The following is a 20,148-nucleotide window of genomic DNA, read 5'->3' on the forward strand; positions in this document are numbered from 1 at the left end:
GAATGAAGGAGGGCGGACTGATTGATCTCATCGCCGACTACGAACCCTATCTTGCGCTCGCAGTTGTCGTCCTTCTGTTCGCAGCATTTCTTTCCGAGCGCTTCGAACCGGACGTAACCGCTGCGGGGGCCGCCGCGCTGTTTGTCGTCTTGGGGTTTGTCCCCACGAATGAAGTTCTGGCAGCGTTTTCGAACCCTGCACCCATAACGATCGCCGCGATGTTCGTAATCAGCGGCGCGCTGGTCCGAACCGGGCTTCTCGACGCACTTGCGAACAAGGTTGTCGCCGCAGGGAGCAAGCGCCCGGTCGCCGGTATAGCGGCGTTTCTCATCGCGACGCTAGTCGCCTCGGGTCTGATTAACAACACGCCGGTCGTCATCGTCCTCATACCGGTGGCCATTCGTTTGGCGCAGAGCCTGGGCTTTGCTGCGACACGCCTGTTGATTCCGCTATCCTACATGTCCGTCCTGGGCGGGACGTGTACTCTGATCGGCACGTCGACCAACCTTCTGGTGGACGGCGTTTCCCAGGCGTCTGGCTTGGAACCGTTTTCAATTTTCGAGATCACACCGGTCGGTCTGGTGGCCGCGGCCACAGGCGGTGTGGCGCTCCTCCTGCTTGGACCTGTCCTGCTGCCGGACCGAAAGGATATTGCGGAACAGGGCGGCGACGATGAAGCGACTTTTTTGACCGAGGTACGCCCGCGAGAGGACTACCCGAATATTGGTCGAACGATTCATGAAATCGCCGCCCTCAGCCGAAGAGGTGTTGAAATCGTCGGCATCCGTGCGCGTTCTGGAGTCAAGAGAGAGGGATTGAGTGAACACATACTCGAACCGGGCGACAGGATCATTGCCAAGGTTGCGACATCAGAACTGCTCACCCTCAGGAAACTTGAAGGGATCGAAGTCGGGTTGCGCCAAGGGCCAGCGGCCGAAAACACCTCGGAGCTAGTCGTCGCCGAAGCTATCGTGACGCTTTCACGCCGAAGCCGCGGAGTGCGCATTGCCCAGCTTGCCATGGGGCACCGATACGGCATGCGTGTTCTTGGCGCCCACCGACATGGGGAAGTGCTTGGACCCGACCTGTCGACGGCGCTTTTGCGCCCCGCCGATACACTGCTTTTGGAAGGAACGCCTGAAGGCTTTGCCCGAATGACCGAGGCGGGCGATCTTGCCGCGATCACGGATGCCGGGGGGCGCGCCTTCCGCCGCGGGAAAGCGCCGCTAGCTCTGTTCGCGCTTTTCGCGGTTGTGGCGCTCGCCGCAGCCGGGTTCGCCGAGATCAGCGTGCTTGCCCTTGTCGCGGTCGCTGCCATCCTCGTGCTTCGGTGCATCGACAGCGGCGAAGCCTGGGCGTCCATCGACGCCAGCGTCCTTGTGCTGATCTTTTCCATGCTAATCGTCGGCAGCGGTATGCAGAATGCAGGAGCAGTCAACCTGATCGTGGAGACATTGGTGCCGACTCTCGTAGAGTTGCCCCTAATTGTCACGCTCGCTGTGATCTACATACTGTCTTCGGCGCTCACCGAGGCGGTTACCAACAACGCCGTAGCCGTCGTCGTTACACCTCTCGCGATCGGTGTTGCGGAACAACTCGGTGTCGACGCCAAGCCGTTCGTCGTCGCTGTGATGTTTGGCGCAAGTGCAAGTTTCGCCACTCCGGTCGGCTATCAGACCAACACATTGGTATATGGCGCTGGGAACTACAAGTTTTCCGACTTCCTCAGGATCGGCGTTCCGATGAATCTTATCGTCGGCGCAGCCGTGGTTGGGGTGATCCCGGTATTCTTCCCATTCTAGGGTACCCGGTCTTGTTCTGCGGTGCTTGTGGCGCTTTTTGTGCGCGCTGCGTGAATTGTCAGCAGGAGCAGCATGAGGATCCCGGCCGTTGCGGCAATAGCTGATCCTGAGAGAATTCCAAGCTTTGCGGCGTTCAGCGTCGCCGGATCGAAGGCCAAGCCCGCTATGAACAGCGACATCGTGAAACCGATACCAGTGAGAAACGAGCCGGCCAGAATTAACGGCCCCGACAAGCCCGGCGCTAACACTGCCAGGCCTGATCGGACAGCTAGCCAGCTGAACCCGAAGACGCCGATCGGTTTTCCTAGCACCAGACCGACAATTATCGCCAAGGAGACCGGTTGTTCGAAATCGGCACCCTGAACCGTGATGCCGGCATTTGCCAGCGCGAAAATCGGCATGATTGCAAAGCCGACCCAAGGGTGCAGCATTGTCTCGAGCCGTTCGACTGGCGAGAGTGCCTCCGTGACCGCTCTGCTTGCTTGACGCAGGTTATGGCGGGTTGCGGTATCTCCCTGCTGCCGATCGCCGGCCGGAACGGCGCGTAGGCGTCCAAGGATTGCATGCAGCCGGGCATCGCTTACCCATATGCGCGTCGGCGTCATAAGGCCCAGAATGACCCCTGCGATGGTCGCATGAACGCCGGAGGCATCGATGCATAGCCAGACTGCCGCACCGAGAAGAAAATAAACCGGGACACTTCTGATCCCGACGCGCGAGGCGCCTGCGACGACACCAATTCCCAGCAGACCCAAACCGAGCGCCGACCAGTTCAACGCTTCCCCGTAACCGAAGGCGACGACGAGAATTGCGCCGACATCGTCAAAAATGGCCAGAGAAAGAAGGAACAGACGCAAGGTGGACGGGATCCGCCTTCCGAAAAGCGCCAGGCATCCAATCACGAACGCCGTATCGGTTGCCATCACGGTTCCCCAGCCGTGCGCCCCGGGCTGCCCGGACATCAACAAATGATAGAGCCCGACCGGCACCACCATGCCACCCAAAGCGCCCGCGAACGGCAGGGCGGCCTGTCGCGGGTTTTGCAATTCGCCCAGTACGATCTCGCGCTTGAGCTCCAGAGAAAGCACGAAAAAGAAGAGGGTCATCAGCCCGTCGTTGATCCAGTGTCGCAGCGAGCGGGTGAAATCGAACGAACCGAATGTCAGGCCAACAGGGGTCTTCCAGAAGCCCAGGAAGCCTTCTTGCCAAGGCGAGTTTGCCAGCGCCAAAGCCAGCAGAACAGCCAGGAACAGGAGCCCACTCGCGGCCGCTTGGATCTCTAGGAAGCGTGCGAAGGGTTTTGTTATTCTATCGGCGGACTCTTGGGGCAGGCTTTGATGATTGTCTATCATGGGACAACTACGCCAATTCGGGTGAAAAGAGACTACGCCATTGAAGCGTGGACGCAATGACCACGTGGATCAATGTCTGGCTATGCAGGAGCCATCCACGCAGGATATTCACCAGCAGGTTTTTCAGTTTCTGAGAAACGGACAATGCGGAAACGGTTGATTAGGCTTCACAAATTAAGGAACAGGTTAGCATCCGGCATTCATGAAGCCCCGGAGTTGGTTCTTTGTCATTTCCCCGGGGACCGGCTCCGAACAATAGCTGGATCGTCACCAGAAGTCGTTTGTCAGGCTTCGGTGCTTCGGCTCTTTCCTTGAGCCAGATGTGACTTTCCAAAGTTGAGTCCGCTTCACTCAGAATTTTGAAACCAGCGGCCAATAGATGCGTGGACATTTCCTCGGGTGTCGCGAGATGACTGATCGAAGGTTCTGAAGCCTAAGGTGCCGGATACAAAACTCACCGCCTTCTCCCTGCAAAATGTCATAAATTCTAAACCTTGCGCCGGGTTTGAGAAAACGTCGCGCCTCGGCATAGACCGTAGCCTTTTCCGGGACGTTCATAGCGACGTGAACTGGAACCGCACCATCGAAATGGTTGTCGGGAAAAGAAAGGTTTGTTGAATCACCCTGAAGGAACACGGTTTTGTCGCTCAAGTTGACCCCTTCCGAAATCTCGTTTGCCGCATCGTATAACTCTTGCGTCAAATCCATCTTCCTTGGCCGGTATCTTCGATCCGAAGACTTCCGCCGCGCGAAACACGAAGGGCTGGTTCAGACGTCTGTATCAGCAAGCGCCCGGTATACGGTCATTCTTGAAATCCCTAGTTCACGCGCGATCTGGGCTTTTGCGGTGCCCTCGCTCGCCAATCGCAGGATTTCCTCATCATCTACGGATTTCCGCCGCCCCTTGTAGACACCCTTACCTTTGGCGGTGTCGATCCCAGCACGCTGACGGTCGCGGATAAACTTCAGCTCCATATCGGCGACCATACCGAGAACGGTGATGACCATGCGACCCATATCTCCGGCGGTGGTTACGTGCGGTTCAAGAACACGAAGTGATGCGCCCTTGGCGTCCAACTCATATACCAAGTTCAGCACGTCACGCGTGGAACGACCGAGGCGATCTAGGCGATGAACAACCAGCTCATCCCCTTCGCGCAGAAATTCCATCACTGTAGCCAATTCAGAACGGTCATCACGGGAAGCACCAGAGACTGTTTCGGATCGGACGATCTGACAGCCTGCTGCTCTCAGCGTGGCTTTCTGGATATCAAGATCCTGGCTTGATGAGCTGACGCGGGCATATCCAATCTTGGGCATAGCAAACTGTCACATTAGGGTGGTTCCCATTCTGATAATGTAACAATATGCTGTTGACTACTCATTTGTGACATCTTGGCGTGCCACATCACCCTGTCTCCTGCGGGTGTACCCTTTTGTGACGCACAGATCACGCGGCCATTGCCCCAAAGTCGATCCGCTTTTCCAAATCGACATCGAACCGACCATACGGATTGATGTGGGAATAGATCAATGGAGTGAGGCCGTGGTAATCCCGCTCGGACAGGCGAGTTGCCCATCCTGGTTCCGACAACACGGATTGCACCATGCGTGTGTTCACATAGACAAGGGATGCCTGAAGCAGATGCAAGGCATGGGCGGAGATTTCCTGATCGGCAATCCGGTTGCTGGAAATCTCGCCGCCTTTGCCAAAGAACACGAAGCCATTGGCGCTGTTCCAGTTCTCCACTACATTCAGTCCTTCATGAATCTCGCGGCGGAAATCTTCGGATCGTAGATACCTGCACAGAAAGATAGTCTTGATCGCCCGCCCCAGTTCAGCGAGTGCCTTGTATGTTGGATGCATCACATCGGCGCGTGCAAAGCGACGCAGGATGGCTTCCGGATCGGCCGTGCCATGCTGCATGGCCGAAGCGTATTTGACCATTTCATCGTACTGTCTTTCGATCTCGGCCCAGTCAACAGTGCCGGACAGGATCGGTAGCAGGTTGGGCAGTTGTCCCCGCATTGCGGAATTCGGTAAGGCCAGCTTTTGTCGGGCGATGGCCTTCAGACGTGGGGCCAATTCGAATCCAAGAAGATGACAGAAGGCGAAGCCGATGGCACTTTGGCCGTGGCTATCAACATACTGGCGCTGGATCTCCATGTCGGTGCAATGACGCAGAACCCCTTCGATCATCGCAGCCACTTCAGATGATGAGCAGCGTTTCAGCTGGGAATAAATACAGGTCGCCTGCCGTTCGACATGCCAATAGATCATGACACCGCGCCCGCCATAGCGGGCATGCCATTCGGTCATCAGGTTGCGATCCCAGGCTCCGAACTTGGTGGAATCTGCCGCGCAGGCGGTTCCCGCATTGCCCCAAACTGACGGATTGCGCACCGCCAACGTGGCATCTGCAACCTTGACCGCCGCTGCCCGAAGAGAAGCAGGATCGACATAGCGGCGTCGGATATGCAGCAACTCATCATAGCTGATTTCAGGCGTGCCAGCAGCTACACGTTTCAAACCGGCATTGGTGCCCAGGCCGTAGAGGCAAAGCAGCAGGCGTTGATCCCGGATATCACGCGGCAGTGCTTCCCGGCTGGCTGACGTTTCGAATGCTCCCAGAAAGCCTGTCTCCAGCGCTGTCTCTTTCAGCGTATCCAGCAGTCCGGTCATCGGCCACCGCCGACCAATCTCTGATTTAAGGCCGATCAACCCTTTTGGCTCTGGTGCCGGGGTGAAAGGTGTAATGCTAATGCAGTTGTCACCAGACCAGCGCAGCCGCACCTTGTCACTATTGGGCAGCGAGCTGTTCAGTTGACATAACTCATACTCCAACTGCTCCCGAACAGATCGCGAAAATTCCCGTGCATCCTGGGTGAGCTTCAGGCCAGCATAGTATACGTCGCGCTTCTCAGGAAAATCCTTCGGCAGATCATCGTCCGGGTTGCGATAACGATCAGCCCCTTCGACCCAGATCTCTTTTGACCTGATACGATCCCGCAACTGGGTCAGGACACAGAGTTCATAAGAAATAACATTCAGCCGCCCGCGTGTGTCGATCACGGTTTCCTGCCATTTACGCGGAATTGAGCCCTCGGGTGCCAGCGCAGCCGGGGCGTAACGCCGTCCTTCCTCATTCAGGCGGATTATCAGAACCAACGCATCCAGGATCGGTCGCCACGTCTCATTATTCGAGCGGAATTGTAAGACAGACAACAAGGACGGCAGCATTCGACGATAGTGGCTGGCATAGGAACCCCGCATTACAGTCTGAATCCGAACATTCAGTGTTCCCTTGGCCCTGTGTTCATCAATGATGGCTTTCAGCTTGGCCGCGCCCGCGATTGGAAAGATCACATCCGAGACTTTGCCGTTCGGGGCCATCATCGCCGCCGTCGCAATGTCCACCAGTAACCGTTCCTTGCCGTGAACCTTATCGATGTCAGCGGCAATTTTGCTGATCACCTTCCGTTTGGAGCGTGTGCCGATGCGATGAACAACGTCGATGAGCAGGTCTACAAGACCATCAATCAGCTGCGATCTGCGCGACATCAGATAGATCGCCAACAATCCCAGGCGCTTTTCCCGGCTATGCCGCCGCATCTCTGAGGCTGTTTCCCCCTCAACCCGGCGGGTCAATATCCTGATCCATGTGGGATCAACCTCGTTGACCAAATCGAACGGCAGATCAAGAGCATGAATAAAGGCCAGCCGGTCAGCTGCGTCGAGTACATTGTCCAGCGTGGCTGCGCCAACATCGTCTTTTAGGCTTTGAAAGCCATGATCGCCGCGTGGGTTGGCTAAGCTGGCTTCCAGTGCTGCAATGGTTTGCAATGACAACCGGCTGGATGCATGCTCCAGAAGTTCTTCCTGAAAACTATACTGCGCGGAACGCACCAAGCGTTCCATGATCTTCCGGGATGGAATGAACACTGATTGGCCCAAGGCCCATTGATAGCCGAATTGAACGAGATCTTCCGTGGAGGGCCCCAAAGTCGAAACCTGCGATGCAAGTGCTTCGCGCAGTTTGGCTCGATCCCGGTCATTGGCGCGGCGAATGCCGAGGAAGCGTAGAATCTCCAACCGGTGGCGGCGCGCCGTGTCACTACCGATGTCATAGTTCGACACATGCGCGACATCCTCACCAAGCTGTTCAGCGAGATAATCCAATGATTCCGATGGAAGATCCTTCAGTCGCTTTGGGAAATACCCGAAGCGCCGAAAGTGCGCTAACTGGGCAGCCAACCCAATCCGCATTGCGTGCCGATAGCTGTTTATAAACTCAAGATCAGCGTAAGACAGACTCCAGACAGCCAGAAATTCTCGTTCCAATACAATACCCTCCAAACGAAAGGGCAAATTGGGTAAGGATCAAGATCTCGTCAAGCCGGACGGCGTTCCGCTATTGTTCTTCATAACGCCCAAATATGCACGCTCGGTCCAGTTGGGCCGAGATCGACGATTTGTTCATCCTCGACCCGCGCCTTGGTGGGGAACGGGACGCGGCTGCTGAGGCAACCTTTGGCCATTTCCACGGGATGGCCGCAAATGGCAGCGTGGATGCGTTCAAAGCGTTTCGCGAACTGGGCAAGAAGACCCGTAATGGTGAGATCACAGCCTTTCTGACCCGAAGGTTCCTGACCCAACGCCCGGAGTTTATGGCGGAGATCGAGGCTGAGATTGGTGCCGACATGCGCGCGGTCTGGACTCCGTCTGCGGAGAATTGCTTCAAGCGTCTGAAAGGCTGGCAGCTGGATGATCTCTACAAAGACCTTCTGGACCTGCATGTCGACACCGACATGTTCAAGGCCTTCGCGAAATCCAAGAAAGGTGCGAAGAACGAAGCGATGCACAAGTTGTTCAACGACAGTGAGCATCAGGCGGCACTGGGTGTGACCGAGGCACAGAAAGCCCGGATCGATGCGTGGGTGCCCGATTGCTTCTGAACCCAACAGGGCAGGGCGCGTTGCGCCCTGCCTATCAATCTCTGGCTGTGTCAGCCTCAATGATGAAAACTCAAAGTGGCATTGCGCGAACACCCCGTCGAGCATAGCTTTCAAAGGCCGGTCACCCGGCTCATTTTCTAAAGCGATCACTTGATCAGAACGGATTTGGAAAGACCCATGGACACCTCATCGAACAAGCTTGAGAAAGCGGCCCGCCGCGTTTGGAAATCTGCGCAGATGTTTGTCGGGTTTCACACGGATCAGAAGGGCAAGCCGCGCGAACAGCCAAAGCTCTGGCCGCCAAAGAACGGGAGCGCCTCGATCCATGGTGACCCGAGCGCTCAGGAAGCGATTGTTGTTGTCAAAGCTGCTGATCAGGAGGCGGCACAGGACGTGCAGATCAAGCTGCATCCAAACCGTATTGTTGTGCGTCGCGATGCAGACATGTGGTGGCAGGGTGTTGCGATGGATGAGCATTCCGTGACGGTCCGGATGGCCGATAACACGATCATTGAAATCCGGCATGACGGTTCGGTGAAACGCCGCTCGGCGGAAGATGAAACCCATGTTGAAGCCGATGGTAGCATCTTCAAGTTCACCGAGTTTGCTGAGGCGCATATGACGGGCGACGGTGTGGAAATGACAAGGCGCACCGAGGATCGGATTGCCACGATCACAGCCGACGGTGTTGTCGATCGCGTGCGCAAGCGCTAGCCTGGTTTCAATACCTCAAGACTTTCTCCGTGGTTTGATAGTGCTGGCCAAATTCGGTGGGCCTTTTCTTGCGTGCAGGGCTGTTAGCAGAGGCTTGCCGAGGCCGCCTCATTTTCCTCCAAAGGTCGTCTCAAACCCGTATTGACTGTTGTTGCGATCGTCGCCAATGTCGCGCGTTCCCATTGGCGCATCTGCCTCAGCGCAAATGTGTTTGAGCCGACCCAAATCCATAAGGAAACGCAAGCGATATGACGGACGACTGGAACGACTACGCCGATGATTGGGACGACCATGACGACGTCAGATATTACGCCGGTTGCGCTTTTGCGTCGCTTGACGCGCATCTGGATCTTCGTGGGGAGAATTGGCGCTCAAAGTGTGTGCTCGACTTTGGATGTGGCACCGGATTGCTGGCGGAGAAAATCGCACCGCACGTGGCGGAAGTTGTCGCGGTTGATACCTCGGAAAATATGATTGCGATCCTGAAGGCAAAGAACCTGTCCAATGTTAGGGCCGTTCACGGAGATATGCTGGCTGGAGATGTTCGGGACTTGGAGGCCGGGTTTTCAGGTTTCGATTTGATTTGCGCCTCTTCCGTTTGTGCTTTTCTCCCAGACTACAGTGGAGCCGTGGCAGTGCTGGCGGGTCTGCTCAACAAAGGTGGACAGTTCGTGCAGTGGGATTGGCAGGCGTCAGATGATGACGGCTTTGGATTGACGACCCATCAAATGAAAACTGCGCTTGAGGCGGCACGGCTTGGTTCAATTCGGGTCGAACAAGTATTCGAAATCAATTCGGATGCGCGGACTATGCCCGTTTTGATGGGAGCGGGTATTCGCAATCCGGAACGAATTTGAGTGTGGATGCTGGAGCATCCAGTGCGTCCGCTAAACCGACCATTAATATTGCTCAAGTGCGTTCAAGACTTTCGGATGAACAGGTACCCTTTCCTTGAAAGCTCCGTGCTCCAGTTCGACCGATGAGCCTGGATCTGGCAATCCTGCTTCTGGCAGCGAAGCTCATGTCTGAGTGGTGGCGGCAGTTATTTGGTCTTATATTGCCGGTTCAAATTGAGTCCGGCTGATTACCTGGTCCGCGCAAGCGCGGATCAGGGCCGGACCGACCGGTCTTTGGCTTCCGCCAATTGGAAAAGGCGGCTTGCACCGCTAGTAGTCCTCCATCCTTCAACACCAGGGTCGTACCGGCCTAGAAATGCCACCCCACTCGGAACTGAGCACGCAGCCTGTGTCGGACCGAGGTGATGTTGCCGCCCAATATCGCATCGCATTGTTCAGACGTCCCGCGCGCAGCGTTCACAAAAGTCTTTCCCTTCATCCTATCTGACAGTTTCAATCCCGTTGCCAGAACAGATCGGCGCCAATGCGTGTTTCTGAAGTGATGAACATAAGCGGGCAGTCAGGGAAGACGCGCGGTGCCCGGACCGGGCACCGCGCTTCAACAGGTAATTTCCCCTGCGCCTGCGGCGCATTCCGCGCGGCACAAATTACCTGCTGACATCCCCTTTTGTGCCCGCTTTTCCCATGTTCATCGAAACACGCCAAAGCGAGGATCAAACAATGGCAACTCAAACTCTGAAACTGAACGTCAAGACCGGTGAAAAAGAAGGCAAGACTTTCTGGGATCGCTGCGGAGTTCTCTTCGTCAACACCGATGAGACCGGCAACATCACCTCGATCCAGGTCAAGCACAGCATGTTCCCCGGCGTCGAGATGGTGGCCTTCCCGAAGCGCACCGATGACGAGCCCGTCACCGAATGACGAAAGGGCAGGGCGGCGCAAGCCGCCCTTTCCATTGCTCCGGCTGAAGAGCCGGACGACATACGCCACCCGTGGCGCGCGGCCCAACGGCCGGGCAGGCGCACCGTCCGGCCGCAACGCGGCAGTTCGCACCCCTGCCACACCCGCCGCGCAAGCGGCGGGAAACAGAGCGCGCTGAGGCGCGCGAAAAATGCCATACTGAACTTGAACGTGCCGGAATGTGACGGGCGCTGTTCGGGCAGCCCACGCTTCGCGTGATTGCCCTGCGCCGGTCCACCGGCACCCACGCCTGCTGGCTGGAAAAGGGGCGGAACCCTTTTCCCGGCGTGGAAATTGCCTCCAAGAGCAAAACTGTTCCGAGGGCAATTTGAGAAAATGCGGATTTCTAAATTACCCCCGGTTTCCTCTTGGAGTGTATGACAGGATAAGGTAGTTGTGTTACAAACTGAAAATACAACCAGAGGTATGCATTGAGCAAGCCCGCCGATACCACTGTCTTTTCCGTACGCTTGCCAGTGGATGCGCTGGAGCGTTTGGAGGCAGCTGTAAGTGTGCTGGGAGCCAAGAGCCGCAATCAGATCATCCAGCGTCTGATCTATCGGTTGATCGGTTATCTCGATCCCGACCCTGCTGTTGTGGATCTCTGGCAGAAGCACTTGCGGCAGGTTCAGGGTGGATACACCAACCTCAATCAGCTTGCGAAATCGGCCAAGCGCGGCACGGTCATCTGGACGGATGACGACCGCCGCGACGTCGAAAATCTCCATCGTGCGATCATCCAGCACCGGCAAGACTTGAAGGCGATGATCACTGCCGCCCGCCGAAGCCGAGAGCCTGAATCCGCCATTCGCCGGATCTTGCGCGACGACGATTGGACACCAGAAAAATGAACGCCGCAGCCCGTGATCTGACAGCCGGAGACTTCCTGGAACTTGCCTTCCGTGAGGCTCAGAAGGGTGTCGATCGTTCCAAGCGGATCAATCAGCAGCTGCAGATCGCAAAGCGCATGAAGTTCATGGTTTCGCGGTCCTCATCCATCAAGGCGCGGCTTGGTGCCGTGGTTGGAAAGCCCGAGGCGGTTGTGAAACACGTCCGCAAAGGCGGCGTGAACAACGCGCATGAGCTGCGCCGCCAGATCAACTATCTGACCGTCAGGGCAGAGGGTGTGTTGGACATCCGAGACAATGGTGTGACCCCGCTCGATGCGGATCAGGTCAGTGATTTGATCGAGACTTGGGCCGAGGATTTCAACGGGAGAACCAACTACGGTTACACCCGTCACATGATCGTTTCTTTTCCCGAAGGCACCTATCCGGACGCCGCTCACGAGGCCGGTTTGGAGTTCGCGGATCGCCTGTTTGGGAGCGGTGATTTTGGCGATACCTGGGACTATCTGACAGTGTTTCACAACGACACCGATAACCCCCATGTCCACATCGTTGTGAACAACCGAGGCGTCGAGCATGGTCAGTGGCTCGCTATGGGCATGAGCAGCGAAATGAACATCGACGTTCAGCGCTCTATCCAGGTCGAGGTTGCAGAGGAATACGGTATTGAGCTGACCGCGACGACCCGCCTTGAGCGCGGTTTGCGGCAGGAAGTTGAGACCGATACGTGGAAAGTTCAGGCCGGAATGTCGGTTGTTGAAAGCACCCTGGAAGTCGAAGTTACGGCCCGCGACATGGCCGGTGATGTGATGACCCTATCCATCGCAAGAATGTCGGATCTGTTTGATGAGCGCGCCAACGCCGTCAAAGACCGGATCGAAGAGTTTGCCATCCAACTCGTTGAAAGTGAGGAACCTATGGTATCGAGAATGGAACATCTACTAGATCAGGCCCATCATTTTGATGACTATGGCGAGCCTGGAGACCCGTCTTATGTGTCGCCCGAAGTCATGAGCAATTTGCGGCGACACATCGAATTAGGCGGTTCTGAGGAAACGATTACACCCGAGCTGAAGGCGCAGGTTGTTGCCCATATCAGCGACGTCCGGGACAACGAGCAGAGCCATCCGCACCTGTCTGCCCTTGCTGATATTGTCGATGACAAGGAGTTCCAGGCGTCCGCAGATTACGCCCCGGCATCACGCCGCTACGAGGTCTATATGCAGGATACCTTGGGCGAGGGGGCCTATGAGGACTTCCAGACTCAGACCAAAGAATTGCTGCAATCCATCGACAAGATGGAAGGGCTGGCCCGTGAGGTTGACGACCCTCATCTGCGTGTCGCAATGGATATTCAGATTGGTGAGCTGAAGGGCGACGTTGCGGATCTGCGCACCAACGATCCGGACCTTCAAGCATTCATCCTCGAGGACCGCCGCTATTCAACGATGATGGGAATGGGCACCGCCGAAATGGATGTCTTGGATTATCCAAAGGCCGAACAGTGGGCGGCGATCCGCAAGGAAGTCACCGACACGGCCAGCAGCTACGGCCTCGATGGCGAGGCATTTGTTGCCCGCTTTGGCGATCATCACAACGTCACTTTGGGTACTACAATGGGATGGCGCAGCGACGACATTTTGACCGCAACGGCCCACTTCCAGGCTCAAGGATTGTCGGACAGCCACGACCGCGCGGAGGCCGTTGTTGACGAGCTGCACCAGCTTGCTTCTTCCAGGATCATCGCAATCTCAGAAGAACTCTCGGATGTTCACGCCCATGCCACGCACCCGCTCTTGCAAGGGCGCGGCGACGATGACGGACACAGCTTGTAAGGACATAGCCCGGTCTGCCTGATGAGCGCGCCAACGCCCCAGGCAGATCCATCACAGAGTTTTCCATCAACTCGCAAAGGAAAAACTATGGTTTCGCGTACAGACTATCTTTTGAACGAAGTCGAACACTTCGCACCCTATTCCCAATTCGATCAATCCGCCCCGCGCGAGGATCGCGTTTCAGAGCAGATCGACATCATCATGAAAGAGCAGCAGGCGATGGGCTATGATCGTGCCGCCATCGCTTCAAAGAGCTTCGACATCGAGGACCAGGCCAACCGCCGTGTTGACGAACATTCCGCGCAACAAGATCTGGTCGGAGAACTGAAAATCGAATTGGAGGCTGCGGAGCGGTCGGGGGAGCCGGTTGATCTGACCGATATGCAGGCTTTGGTTTCTCAGCACATGACCGATGCTCAGGAATACGACCTGTATCATCCCTACTATTCGTCCCTTGCGGATCTGTCCGGCGACAAAGGTTTTCAGGATTCCGACGACTACCAGTCGCCCGGTGATCGCTATGTTCAGTATATGCAATCCGCTCTGGGTCAGGCCGGTTTCGAGAACTACGAACAGCAGACCAAGGACATTGTGAACTCCATCGAGAACATGGAGGCTCTTGCACGTGAGGTCGAAGATCCGCATCTGCGTGCCGCAATGGACGTGCAGATCGGAGAGCTGAAGGGCGATGTTGCCGAGCTACGCCCATACGACACCGACCTGCAGGCGTACACTGTTGCTGACGACAGTTACACCACATCCATGAATGCGGCCGAGTTGGACAACTTGGACCCGACAGAAGCCGAAAAGTGGCTGGCTGTGCGTGATGACATTGTGGCGACCGCCAACAGCTTCGGTCTCGACGGAAACAAGTTCCTGGCCCGCTATAACGATCATGACAGCGTTTCAGTCGGCACCACGGCGACTTGGAAAGACGCGGATATTTCCACCGCTGCTGCCCACTTCAACAGCCAAGGCGTTCCGGACAGCTACGAGCGCGCCGAGGCCGTTGTCGGTGAGCTGCACCAAGTTTCATCCAGCAAGATTGCCGCCGTGGTGCAAGAGATTGCCCATACCCGCGAACAGGCCACCCACGTTCATGAAGATGATGGTCACAGCCTTTAACGACGGAAGACATTATAGATTATTGTTCGCGCTGGTGAATGTGTTGCCGGGAACAGCGAGACCACCGGGTTGGAGTAATGTGGGGTCTGTTCCGATTGGGACGGACTCTTATCGTTGGACATTCCGGGCTTTCGCTGCACCACGTTTGAATAGGCAAGAAGCGGACAAAGGGTGAATCCGCTGCGTTTGCACCAAGGTCTGCAATCTCGAGTAACCGGCCGCACATGTGCGGCTGGTCTTTCGACTTTACCGATCTCAGAGGAGATTTTCAGGTTGGTTCCGCTTCACCGGGGGTGGGACGTTCAGCCGGTTTCACCAAATCCTTTCGGTACTGGCAGGTCAGGCAAGGTCGCCGCTCGCCTTTGCAGGGCCCGCCCAATGACCACCCGGCTGATTTCGGTCGTCCCGTCCACGATCCGCAGCATTTGTGCGAGGCGGGACAAACGATCCAGACCATAGGGCTGCAACAGCCCCATACCGCCCAACACTTGCGTGCAGGTGTTCGCAGCCTTCACTGCGGCATCTGGCACAAACCGTTTGGCATGAGCGGCCATCAGAGGGCCTTCGGGTGTGCCAAGGGATTCTGCCGCCCTTCGATAGAGCAGCTTGGAGGCTTCAAGATCGGTTGCAACCTCGCCGAGCATCCACTGGATCCCGTCCAGATCGAGGTTCTTGCCACCGAACATCTTGCGGTTCTTGGAATAGGACAGCGCCGTGTCCAATGCGGCTTGCATCAATCCACAGCATCCTGACGCAATCGAAACGCGGGCGATATCGATCGCCATGAGCGAGCCTTGCAAGCCCTGACCGATCGGTAAGATGATGTTGTCGTCACTCACCACGACTGTGTCCATGTACATCTCGGCCAGCGGCAGGAAGTTATAGGACGGGGTGTCGTAGAGCGGACCAAAGCTGAGGCCCGGCGCATCGGCTGGAATGGCGATCATCGCCATATCCTGGTGGCCGGGCTCATTGCTGGTCTTGACCACGGTGAAATAGATATCAGCCTCGGTCGCCAGGCTGACCCATGCCTTCGCACCGCTGATCGTCCATGTGCCGTCGTCATTGATCACGGCCCGCGAATACATGTTTGTGGCATCCGATCCGGATTGCGGTTCGGTCAGTGCAAAGTTCGCCAGTTTGCGGCCAGAGGTCAGGTCTCGCGCCCATTTTTCCTTGAAGGCTTCTGTGCCATAGCCGCAGCCCGCGAACGTACAGATGTTATGCATCGACAGGGCAAAGGCATAAGCGCCATCTCCGAGCCCTAGTTGTTCGTAGACCTGAATGCCCTCTGAAAGTGGCAAGCCCTGGCCGCCAAACTCCTCGGGGGCGTAGAGCCCCGTCAGGCCAACGGCCCCGGCCTTGTCTGACGCATCACGGGGCCATGTCTTCGTGGCGTTCCAGGCGTCCACATTGGGCAGGATGACCTGCTCGGCGTGGTCGCGTGCGGCCTGGAGTATGGTGGCGAGTTTGTCTGACATTGATGGATCCTTTCAATGGCGATTGTTCTCAGATGACGCCACAACCCGGCAATCGTGGATGGCCGGACTGATGAGCTATGAAGGCGAAACTTCAGCTGAAAATGCTTCTCTGCGGCAAGACTTAGCGAGCCAGCCCGTTAAGCTCTATCTCGTGTGCTGACAGATAATTGTCCAAAAGTGACAAATGGCCGCTTATGTATGTGATTTGCGATATGCGCTGGGTGTACTGCCGGTCCAGCGTTGAAAGGCCCTGTGGAAATTGGCAGCCGAGGAAAAGCCGACATCATGTGCGATGGCCTCAACGCTTTTGCGTCCCGCTTGTAGATCGCGGATCGCGATGTCGCGCCGCAGGGCATCCTTGATCGCCTGAAACGACGTCCCATCCGACTGCAACCTGCGGATCAGGGTGCGCGGGGTCATGTGCATTGCGGATGCTGTCTGGGTCAGGGTCGCCGCGTCCCATCCCGTTTGGCCCAGATAAGTGCGCACCCGCAGCGATTGGGTGTGTTCACGCGAAGAGGTGAAGATCCAGTCCCGGGGCGCGTTTTGCAAAAACCGGTCAAGATCAGCTGTACTTCGAGTCTGCACTGGACCCAGTGCATTCGGGTCAAACGCGATGGCGGTGGCGGGTTGGCCAAACCGTAGCGGTGCGGGAAAGATGATCGCGTAATCCTGATCAAAGTCCGGGCGGTCAAATGCGAAATCGACGCCCCTGACCGGAACCTCGTGCCCTGCCAGCCAAGACATGAGCCCGTGGGCAAGTTTGAGGATCAGCATATGTCCAAACCGCTGAAGCGGCACTTCGCCTTGTGGTTTCAGGGTAAGCACCAACGCGTTGTCGGCGTCCTCCAGATCAAACTGATAATCATCCAGCAACAAGTTCCAGAACGTTGAAAACCGGTAGAGCGCCGATGCAAGAGACGTGGCTTCCCTGACAGTGGTCAGAAGATGTTGTAGGGCCCTCGGCCGGACGGGTCTGCTCCAAAGCCCCATCATCTCATCACCGGTCTCAACTGCGGCAAGTTGATAGAGGCAAACGATCTGATCCAGCGTGACGCGACCATTCGGCGAGCGCGTATCCGCGTTCAGACCGGACCGGCTAAGCAGCGACGCCATCTGCGCCTCTGGGCACAGGGCACGCAGCGCCGCCAGCCAGTCATCGACAAACTGGCTGGAAACCGTGGAAAGGATCGTTGGCGTGACATTGGTCATAACGCCTCAGGAGGTATCACCAATTCCGGTCGACATGAAACGCAGGCTTGCAGATGGCGGCCTTCGCAGATGACAGAATGTCAATGTCTCAACCAGATAACGCTCTGCTTGAACTCATTTCAGTGGGGTCAGGCGACTTCGAACAACGCTGCGGCCCCCATGCCTCCGCCAACACACATGGAGGTCACCACGTATTTTACGCCACGACGCCTCCCCTCAAGCAGAGCGTGCCCGACTTGTCTCGCACCTGTCATGCCGTAGGGGTGGCCAATCGATATCGCACCGCCGTTCACGTTGTAGATTTCGGGATCAATCCCAAGGTGGTCGCGGCAATAGAGAACCTGGCAGGCAAAGGCTTCGTTAAGCTCCCAAAGGCCGATGTCTTCGATGCGAAGACCTGCATTCTTAAGCAGCTTTGGAATGGCATAGATCGGGCCGACCCCCATCTCTTCCGGTGCGTTTCCTGCAACAGCCATGCCGCGATAGATACCTAGCGGTGTGAGACCCTGTTGCTCAGCCATTTTGCCTTCCATGAGCACACAAGCCGAGGCCCCGTCAGAAAGCTGGCTTGCGTTTCCGGCAGTGATCAGTCCTCCTTCGACAACCGGGTTCAGCTGGCCAAGTGTTTCGGCCGTCGTACCCGGCCTGTTGCCTTCGTCTTTTGACAAGGTCACTTCTTCCAGGGTTTCCTCTCCGGTTTCGCGATTCTTGCCCCGCTTTATCGCAGTGATCGGGACAATCTCGTCATCAAAGGCGCCAGCAGCCTGAGCCCGGGCCGTCCGACCTTGGGAAAGTGCAGCATATTCATCCTGGGCGTCACGACTGATCCCATATACCTGCGCCACATTTTCCGCCGTCATCAGCATCGGCATATAGGCATGTTCAGATTGGGCGATAACGTTTGGATCTTTCTCATCGCCCGCCCATTTCAGATAGGCATTCTGCAGGATGGAAATATTTTCCTGCCCGCCTGCCACGGAGACATTCTGACCATCCACAATGACCTGCTTTGCGGCCGTCGCAATGGCCATCAATCCCGATGAACATTGCCTGTCGATCGTCTGTCCTGCCACCGTATTGGGAAGGCCCGCCGCCAGCGCCGACAAACGCGCGACATTCATGCCTGCGGTTCCCGCCGTAAGGACCGATCCGATGACGACATCTTCGATCGAACCGGGGTCCACGCCTGCACGTTCAACAGCGTGTTGAATGGCGTGCCCCATCATGGTAGGGGATTTGATGTTGTTCAGCGAACCTTTGAAGGCAACCCCAATAGGGGTTCGTGCGGTTGAGACGATAACGGCTTCTCTCATGATTTTTCCTTTTTGGCATCAAAATGCGCGGCAAGTGTTACGCCCGAGGTTGCGAGTTCTTCCAGCAAAGGCGCAGGCGTGAACCACATCTCACCATAGGCACCAAGCGACTGCCGATAGTGGTTCATGCGTTCCAGAATCTGGCTTAATCCAAACTCGTCGGCATAGTGCATTGGGCCGCCGCGCCAGTTCGGAAAGCCATAGCCGTTGGTCCAGATCAGGTCGCAATCACCCGGGCGCGTCGCAATGCCCTCTTCAAGGATCAAGAAGCCCTCGTTGATCAGGGGGAACAGACAACGCTCAAGGATTTCCTGATCGTCGATTTCCCTGCGCTTCACGCCATGCAAGTCTGCCAAATGGGCACTGATTTGAACAATCTCAGGGTCTTCGACCCGCGTCCGCCCCTCGTAGACATAGCTTCCTCGCCCGGTTTTCTGACCCAGTCGGCCTAGTTTAAACAACCTGTCCTGCACAGCCTGGTATGTCGGGTCATGCGCGATTTCACTACGCCGCTCCTGACGCACGCGGGCGCCCACATCGACTCCCGCCAGATCTGCCATCGCATGAATGCCCATGGCCATGCCGAAGCCTTCAAGGACGTCATCCACCTGTTTCGGCGTCGCCCCCTCTAGAAGCAGACGGGATCCTTCGCGGAAGTATGGCTCCAGCATCCGGTTTCCAACAAAGCCGTAGCACACGCCAACCGTGACAGGGAGCTTCCGGATCTTCTTTGCGACCGTGATTGCCGTTGCAATGACATCGGGAGCGGTCTTGGCGCCGCGCACCACCTCCAGCAAGCGCATGACATTGGCCGGGCTGAAGAAATGGAGACCAATCACATCCTCCGGGCGGGATGTGACTGCGGCGATTTCATCAACATCCAATGTCGATGTGTTTGAGGCCAGTATCGCGCCAGGTTTTGCGTGTCGGTCCAGGGCTTCAAAAATCTGGCGTTTGACATCCATGCTTTCAAACGCCGCTTCAATGATCAGGTCGGCCTCTGCAAGGTCGCCGTAGCTGAGTGTCCCGGTGGCGTTGGCGGAGATTGCCTCTGCCCGATCCGCACTGAGCCGCCCTTTTTGAGCCGCACGCTGGAAATGCTCCCGGACCTTTTCCAGCCCCTGTTCGAGCGCACCTTGCGTGGTTTCCAGAAACGTGACCGGATACCCCGCCTGCAGAAAGGCGATGGCAATGCCGCGCCCCATTGTTCCGGCACCGATCATAGCCACCGATGAAATGCTACGTGGTTGGTCAGCACGGGTAACGCCGGGAACCTTGGTGCATTCACGCTCTGCAAAGAACAGATGCCGCCCCGCCCGCGATTGAGGTGTGTCGAGCAGTTCAGCGAAACCTGCCTTCTCTTGTGCCAACCCCTCGGCCAGCGGCATTTCGCACGCGGCCTCGATGGACACCAAACATCGTTCAGGGGCGACAAGGTTTTTGGACGTGTGCGCTATCTGGTCTCGGAAACCCGCGAGATAACCCTTCGGATCAGGATGTGTGACGGTCATATCCGCGCAACTGCGTTTCGGATCGCCCTCATGGCTGACACGGGTGGCGAAACCCAAAACATGCGCGCGAAAATCCTGGTCGTTCTCAAATAGTGCGTCGACCAGCCCACAAGACAGGGCATAATCGCCTTTCACGGGGTCACCGGAAAGGATCATTTGCGTTGCCACTTCCAGACCGGCAA

At 56.7% G+C, this 20,148-nt stretch carries 16 protein-coding genes; 8 read left to right on the forward strand and 8 right to left on the reverse strand.

The features are described from left to right. Positions 1-2 precede the first annotated feature (2 nt). Positions 3-1,802 (forward strand): SLC13 family permease, encoded by a 1,800-nt coding sequence (locus AC2FFA_RS19885; protein WP_496852953.1) that lies wholly within the window; start codon positions 3-5, stop codon positions 1,800-1,802. Here AC2FFA_RS19885 and nhaA read toward each other — a convergent pair. The 4 genes from nhaA to AC2FFA_RS19905 all read right to left on the reverse strand — a co-directional run bounded on the left by nhaA (position 1,799) and on the right by AC2FFA_RS19905 (position 7,496). Beyond that, the gene (gene nhaA, locus AC2FFA_RS19890; RefSeq protein ID WP_496852955.1) at positions 1,799-3,154 is read right to left on the reverse strand and encodes a Na+/H+ antiporter NhaA; all 1,356 of its coding nucleotides are present in this window, start codon (positions 3,152-3,154) and stop codon (positions 1,799-1,801) included. The genes AC2FFA_RS19885 and nhaA overlap by 4 nt on opposite strands. A gap of 351 nt (positions 3,155-3,505) precedes the next feature. Next, positions 3,506-3,862: a class I SAM-dependent methyltransferase gene (locus AC2FFA_RS19895; protein WP_496852957.1), complete on the reverse strand. Its 357-nt coding sequence runs from the start codon at positions 3,860-3,862 to the stop codon at positions 3,506-3,508. Between the two features lie 60 nt (positions 3,863-3,922). Beyond that, complete coding sequence (locus AC2FFA_RS19900; RefSeq protein ID WP_496852959.1) at positions 3,923-4,474, reverse strand: recombinase family protein; 552 nt, start codon at positions 4,472-4,474, stop codon at positions 3,923-3,925. A gap of 130 nt (positions 4,475-4,604) precedes the next feature. Further along, positions 4,605-7,496 (reverse strand): Tn3 family transposase, encoded by a 2,892-nt coding sequence (locus AC2FFA_RS19905; RefSeq protein ID WP_496852961.1) that lies wholly within the window; start codon positions 7,494-7,496, stop codon positions 4,605-4,607. Positions 7,497-7,591: 95 nt separating this feature from the next. Here AC2FFA_RS19905 and AC2FFA_RS19910 point away from each other — a divergent pair, with 95 nt between their 5' ends. The 7 genes from AC2FFA_RS19910 to AC2FFA_RS19940 all read left to right on the forward strand — a co-directional run bounded on the left by AC2FFA_RS19910 (position 7,592) and on the right by AC2FFA_RS19940 (position 14,449). Next, the gene (locus tag AC2FFA_RS19910; RefSeq protein WP_496852963.1) at positions 7,592-8,110 is read left to right on the forward strand and encodes a hypothetical protein; all 519 of its coding nucleotides are present in this window, start codon (positions 7,592-7,594) and stop codon (positions 8,108-8,110) included. A 177-nt stretch (positions 8,111-8,287) separates the two neighbouring features. Beyond that, positions 8,288-8,824, forward strand: coding sequence for a hypothetical protein (locus AC2FFA_RS19915; RefSeq protein ID WP_496852964.1), 537 nt, complete (start codon positions 8,288-8,290; stop codon positions 8,822-8,824). Positions 8,825-9,072: 248 nt separating this feature from the next. After that, positions 9,073-9,681, forward strand: a complete 609-nt coding sequence (locus AC2FFA_RS19920; RefSeq protein WP_496852966.1) for a class I SAM-dependent DNA methyltransferase — start codon at positions 9,073-9,075, stop codon at positions 9,679-9,681. 720 nt (positions 9,682-10,401) lie between these two features. Further along, a complete protein-coding gene (locus AC2FFA_RS19925) occupies positions 10,402-10,602 on the forward strand; it encodes a hypothetical protein (RefSeq protein WP_170591530.1) in 201 nt (66 codons plus the stop codon). A gap of 470 nt (positions 10,603-11,072) precedes the next feature. Continuing rightward, the gene (locus tag AC2FFA_RS19930; protein WP_170510945.1) at positions 11,073-11,492 is read left to right on the forward strand and encodes a ubiquitin-activating E1 family protein; all 420 of its coding nucleotides are present in this window, start codon (positions 11,073-11,075) and stop codon (positions 11,490-11,492) included. After that, positions 11,489-13,324, forward strand: coding sequence for a relaxase/mobilization nuclease domain-containing protein (locus tag AC2FFA_RS19935; RefSeq protein WP_496852967.1), 1,836 nt, complete (start codon positions 11,489-11,491; stop codon positions 13,322-13,324). Before AC2FFA_RS19930 ends, AC2FFA_RS19935 begins: the two co-directional genes overlap by 4 nt. 87 nt (positions 13,325-13,411) lie before the next feature. Beyond that, positions 13,412-14,449: a hypothetical protein gene (locus AC2FFA_RS19940; protein ID WP_496852968.1), complete on the forward strand. Its 1,038-nt coding sequence runs from the start codon at positions 13,412-13,414 to the stop codon at positions 14,447-14,449. 302 nt (positions 14,450-14,751) lie between these two features. Here AC2FFA_RS19940 and AC2FFA_RS19945 read toward each other — a convergent pair whose 3' ends face one another. From AC2FFA_RS19945 to AC2FFA_RS19960, 4 genes are all read right to left on the reverse strand, one after another. Then, a complete protein-coding gene (locus tag AC2FFA_RS19945) occupies positions 14,752-15,930 on the reverse strand; it encodes an acyl-CoA dehydrogenase family protein (protein ID WP_496852969.1) in 1,179 nt (392 codons plus the stop codon). A gap of 192 nt (positions 15,931-16,122) precedes the next feature. After that, complete coding sequence (locus AC2FFA_RS19950; protein WP_170520204.1) at positions 16,123-17,142, reverse strand: AraC family transcriptional regulator; 1,020 nt, start codon at positions 17,140-17,142, stop codon at positions 16,123-16,125. 128 nt (positions 17,143-17,270) lie between these two features. Then, entirely contained in the window at positions 17,271-18,455 is a 1,185-nt protein-coding gene (locus tag AC2FFA_RS19955; RefSeq protein WP_209509591.1) for an acetyl-CoA C-acyltransferase, read from the reverse strand. Beyond that, positions 18,452-20,148 (reverse strand): 3-hydroxyacyl-CoA dehydrogenase NAD-binding domain-containing protein (locus AC2FFA_RS19960; protein ID WP_496852971.1); only part of this gene is annotated, 1,697 nt, incomplete at its 5' end. The genes AC2FFA_RS19960 and AC2FFA_RS19955, both read right to left, overlap by 4 nt.

This window comes from Ruegeria sp. YTSB088 (assembly GCF_059609825.1).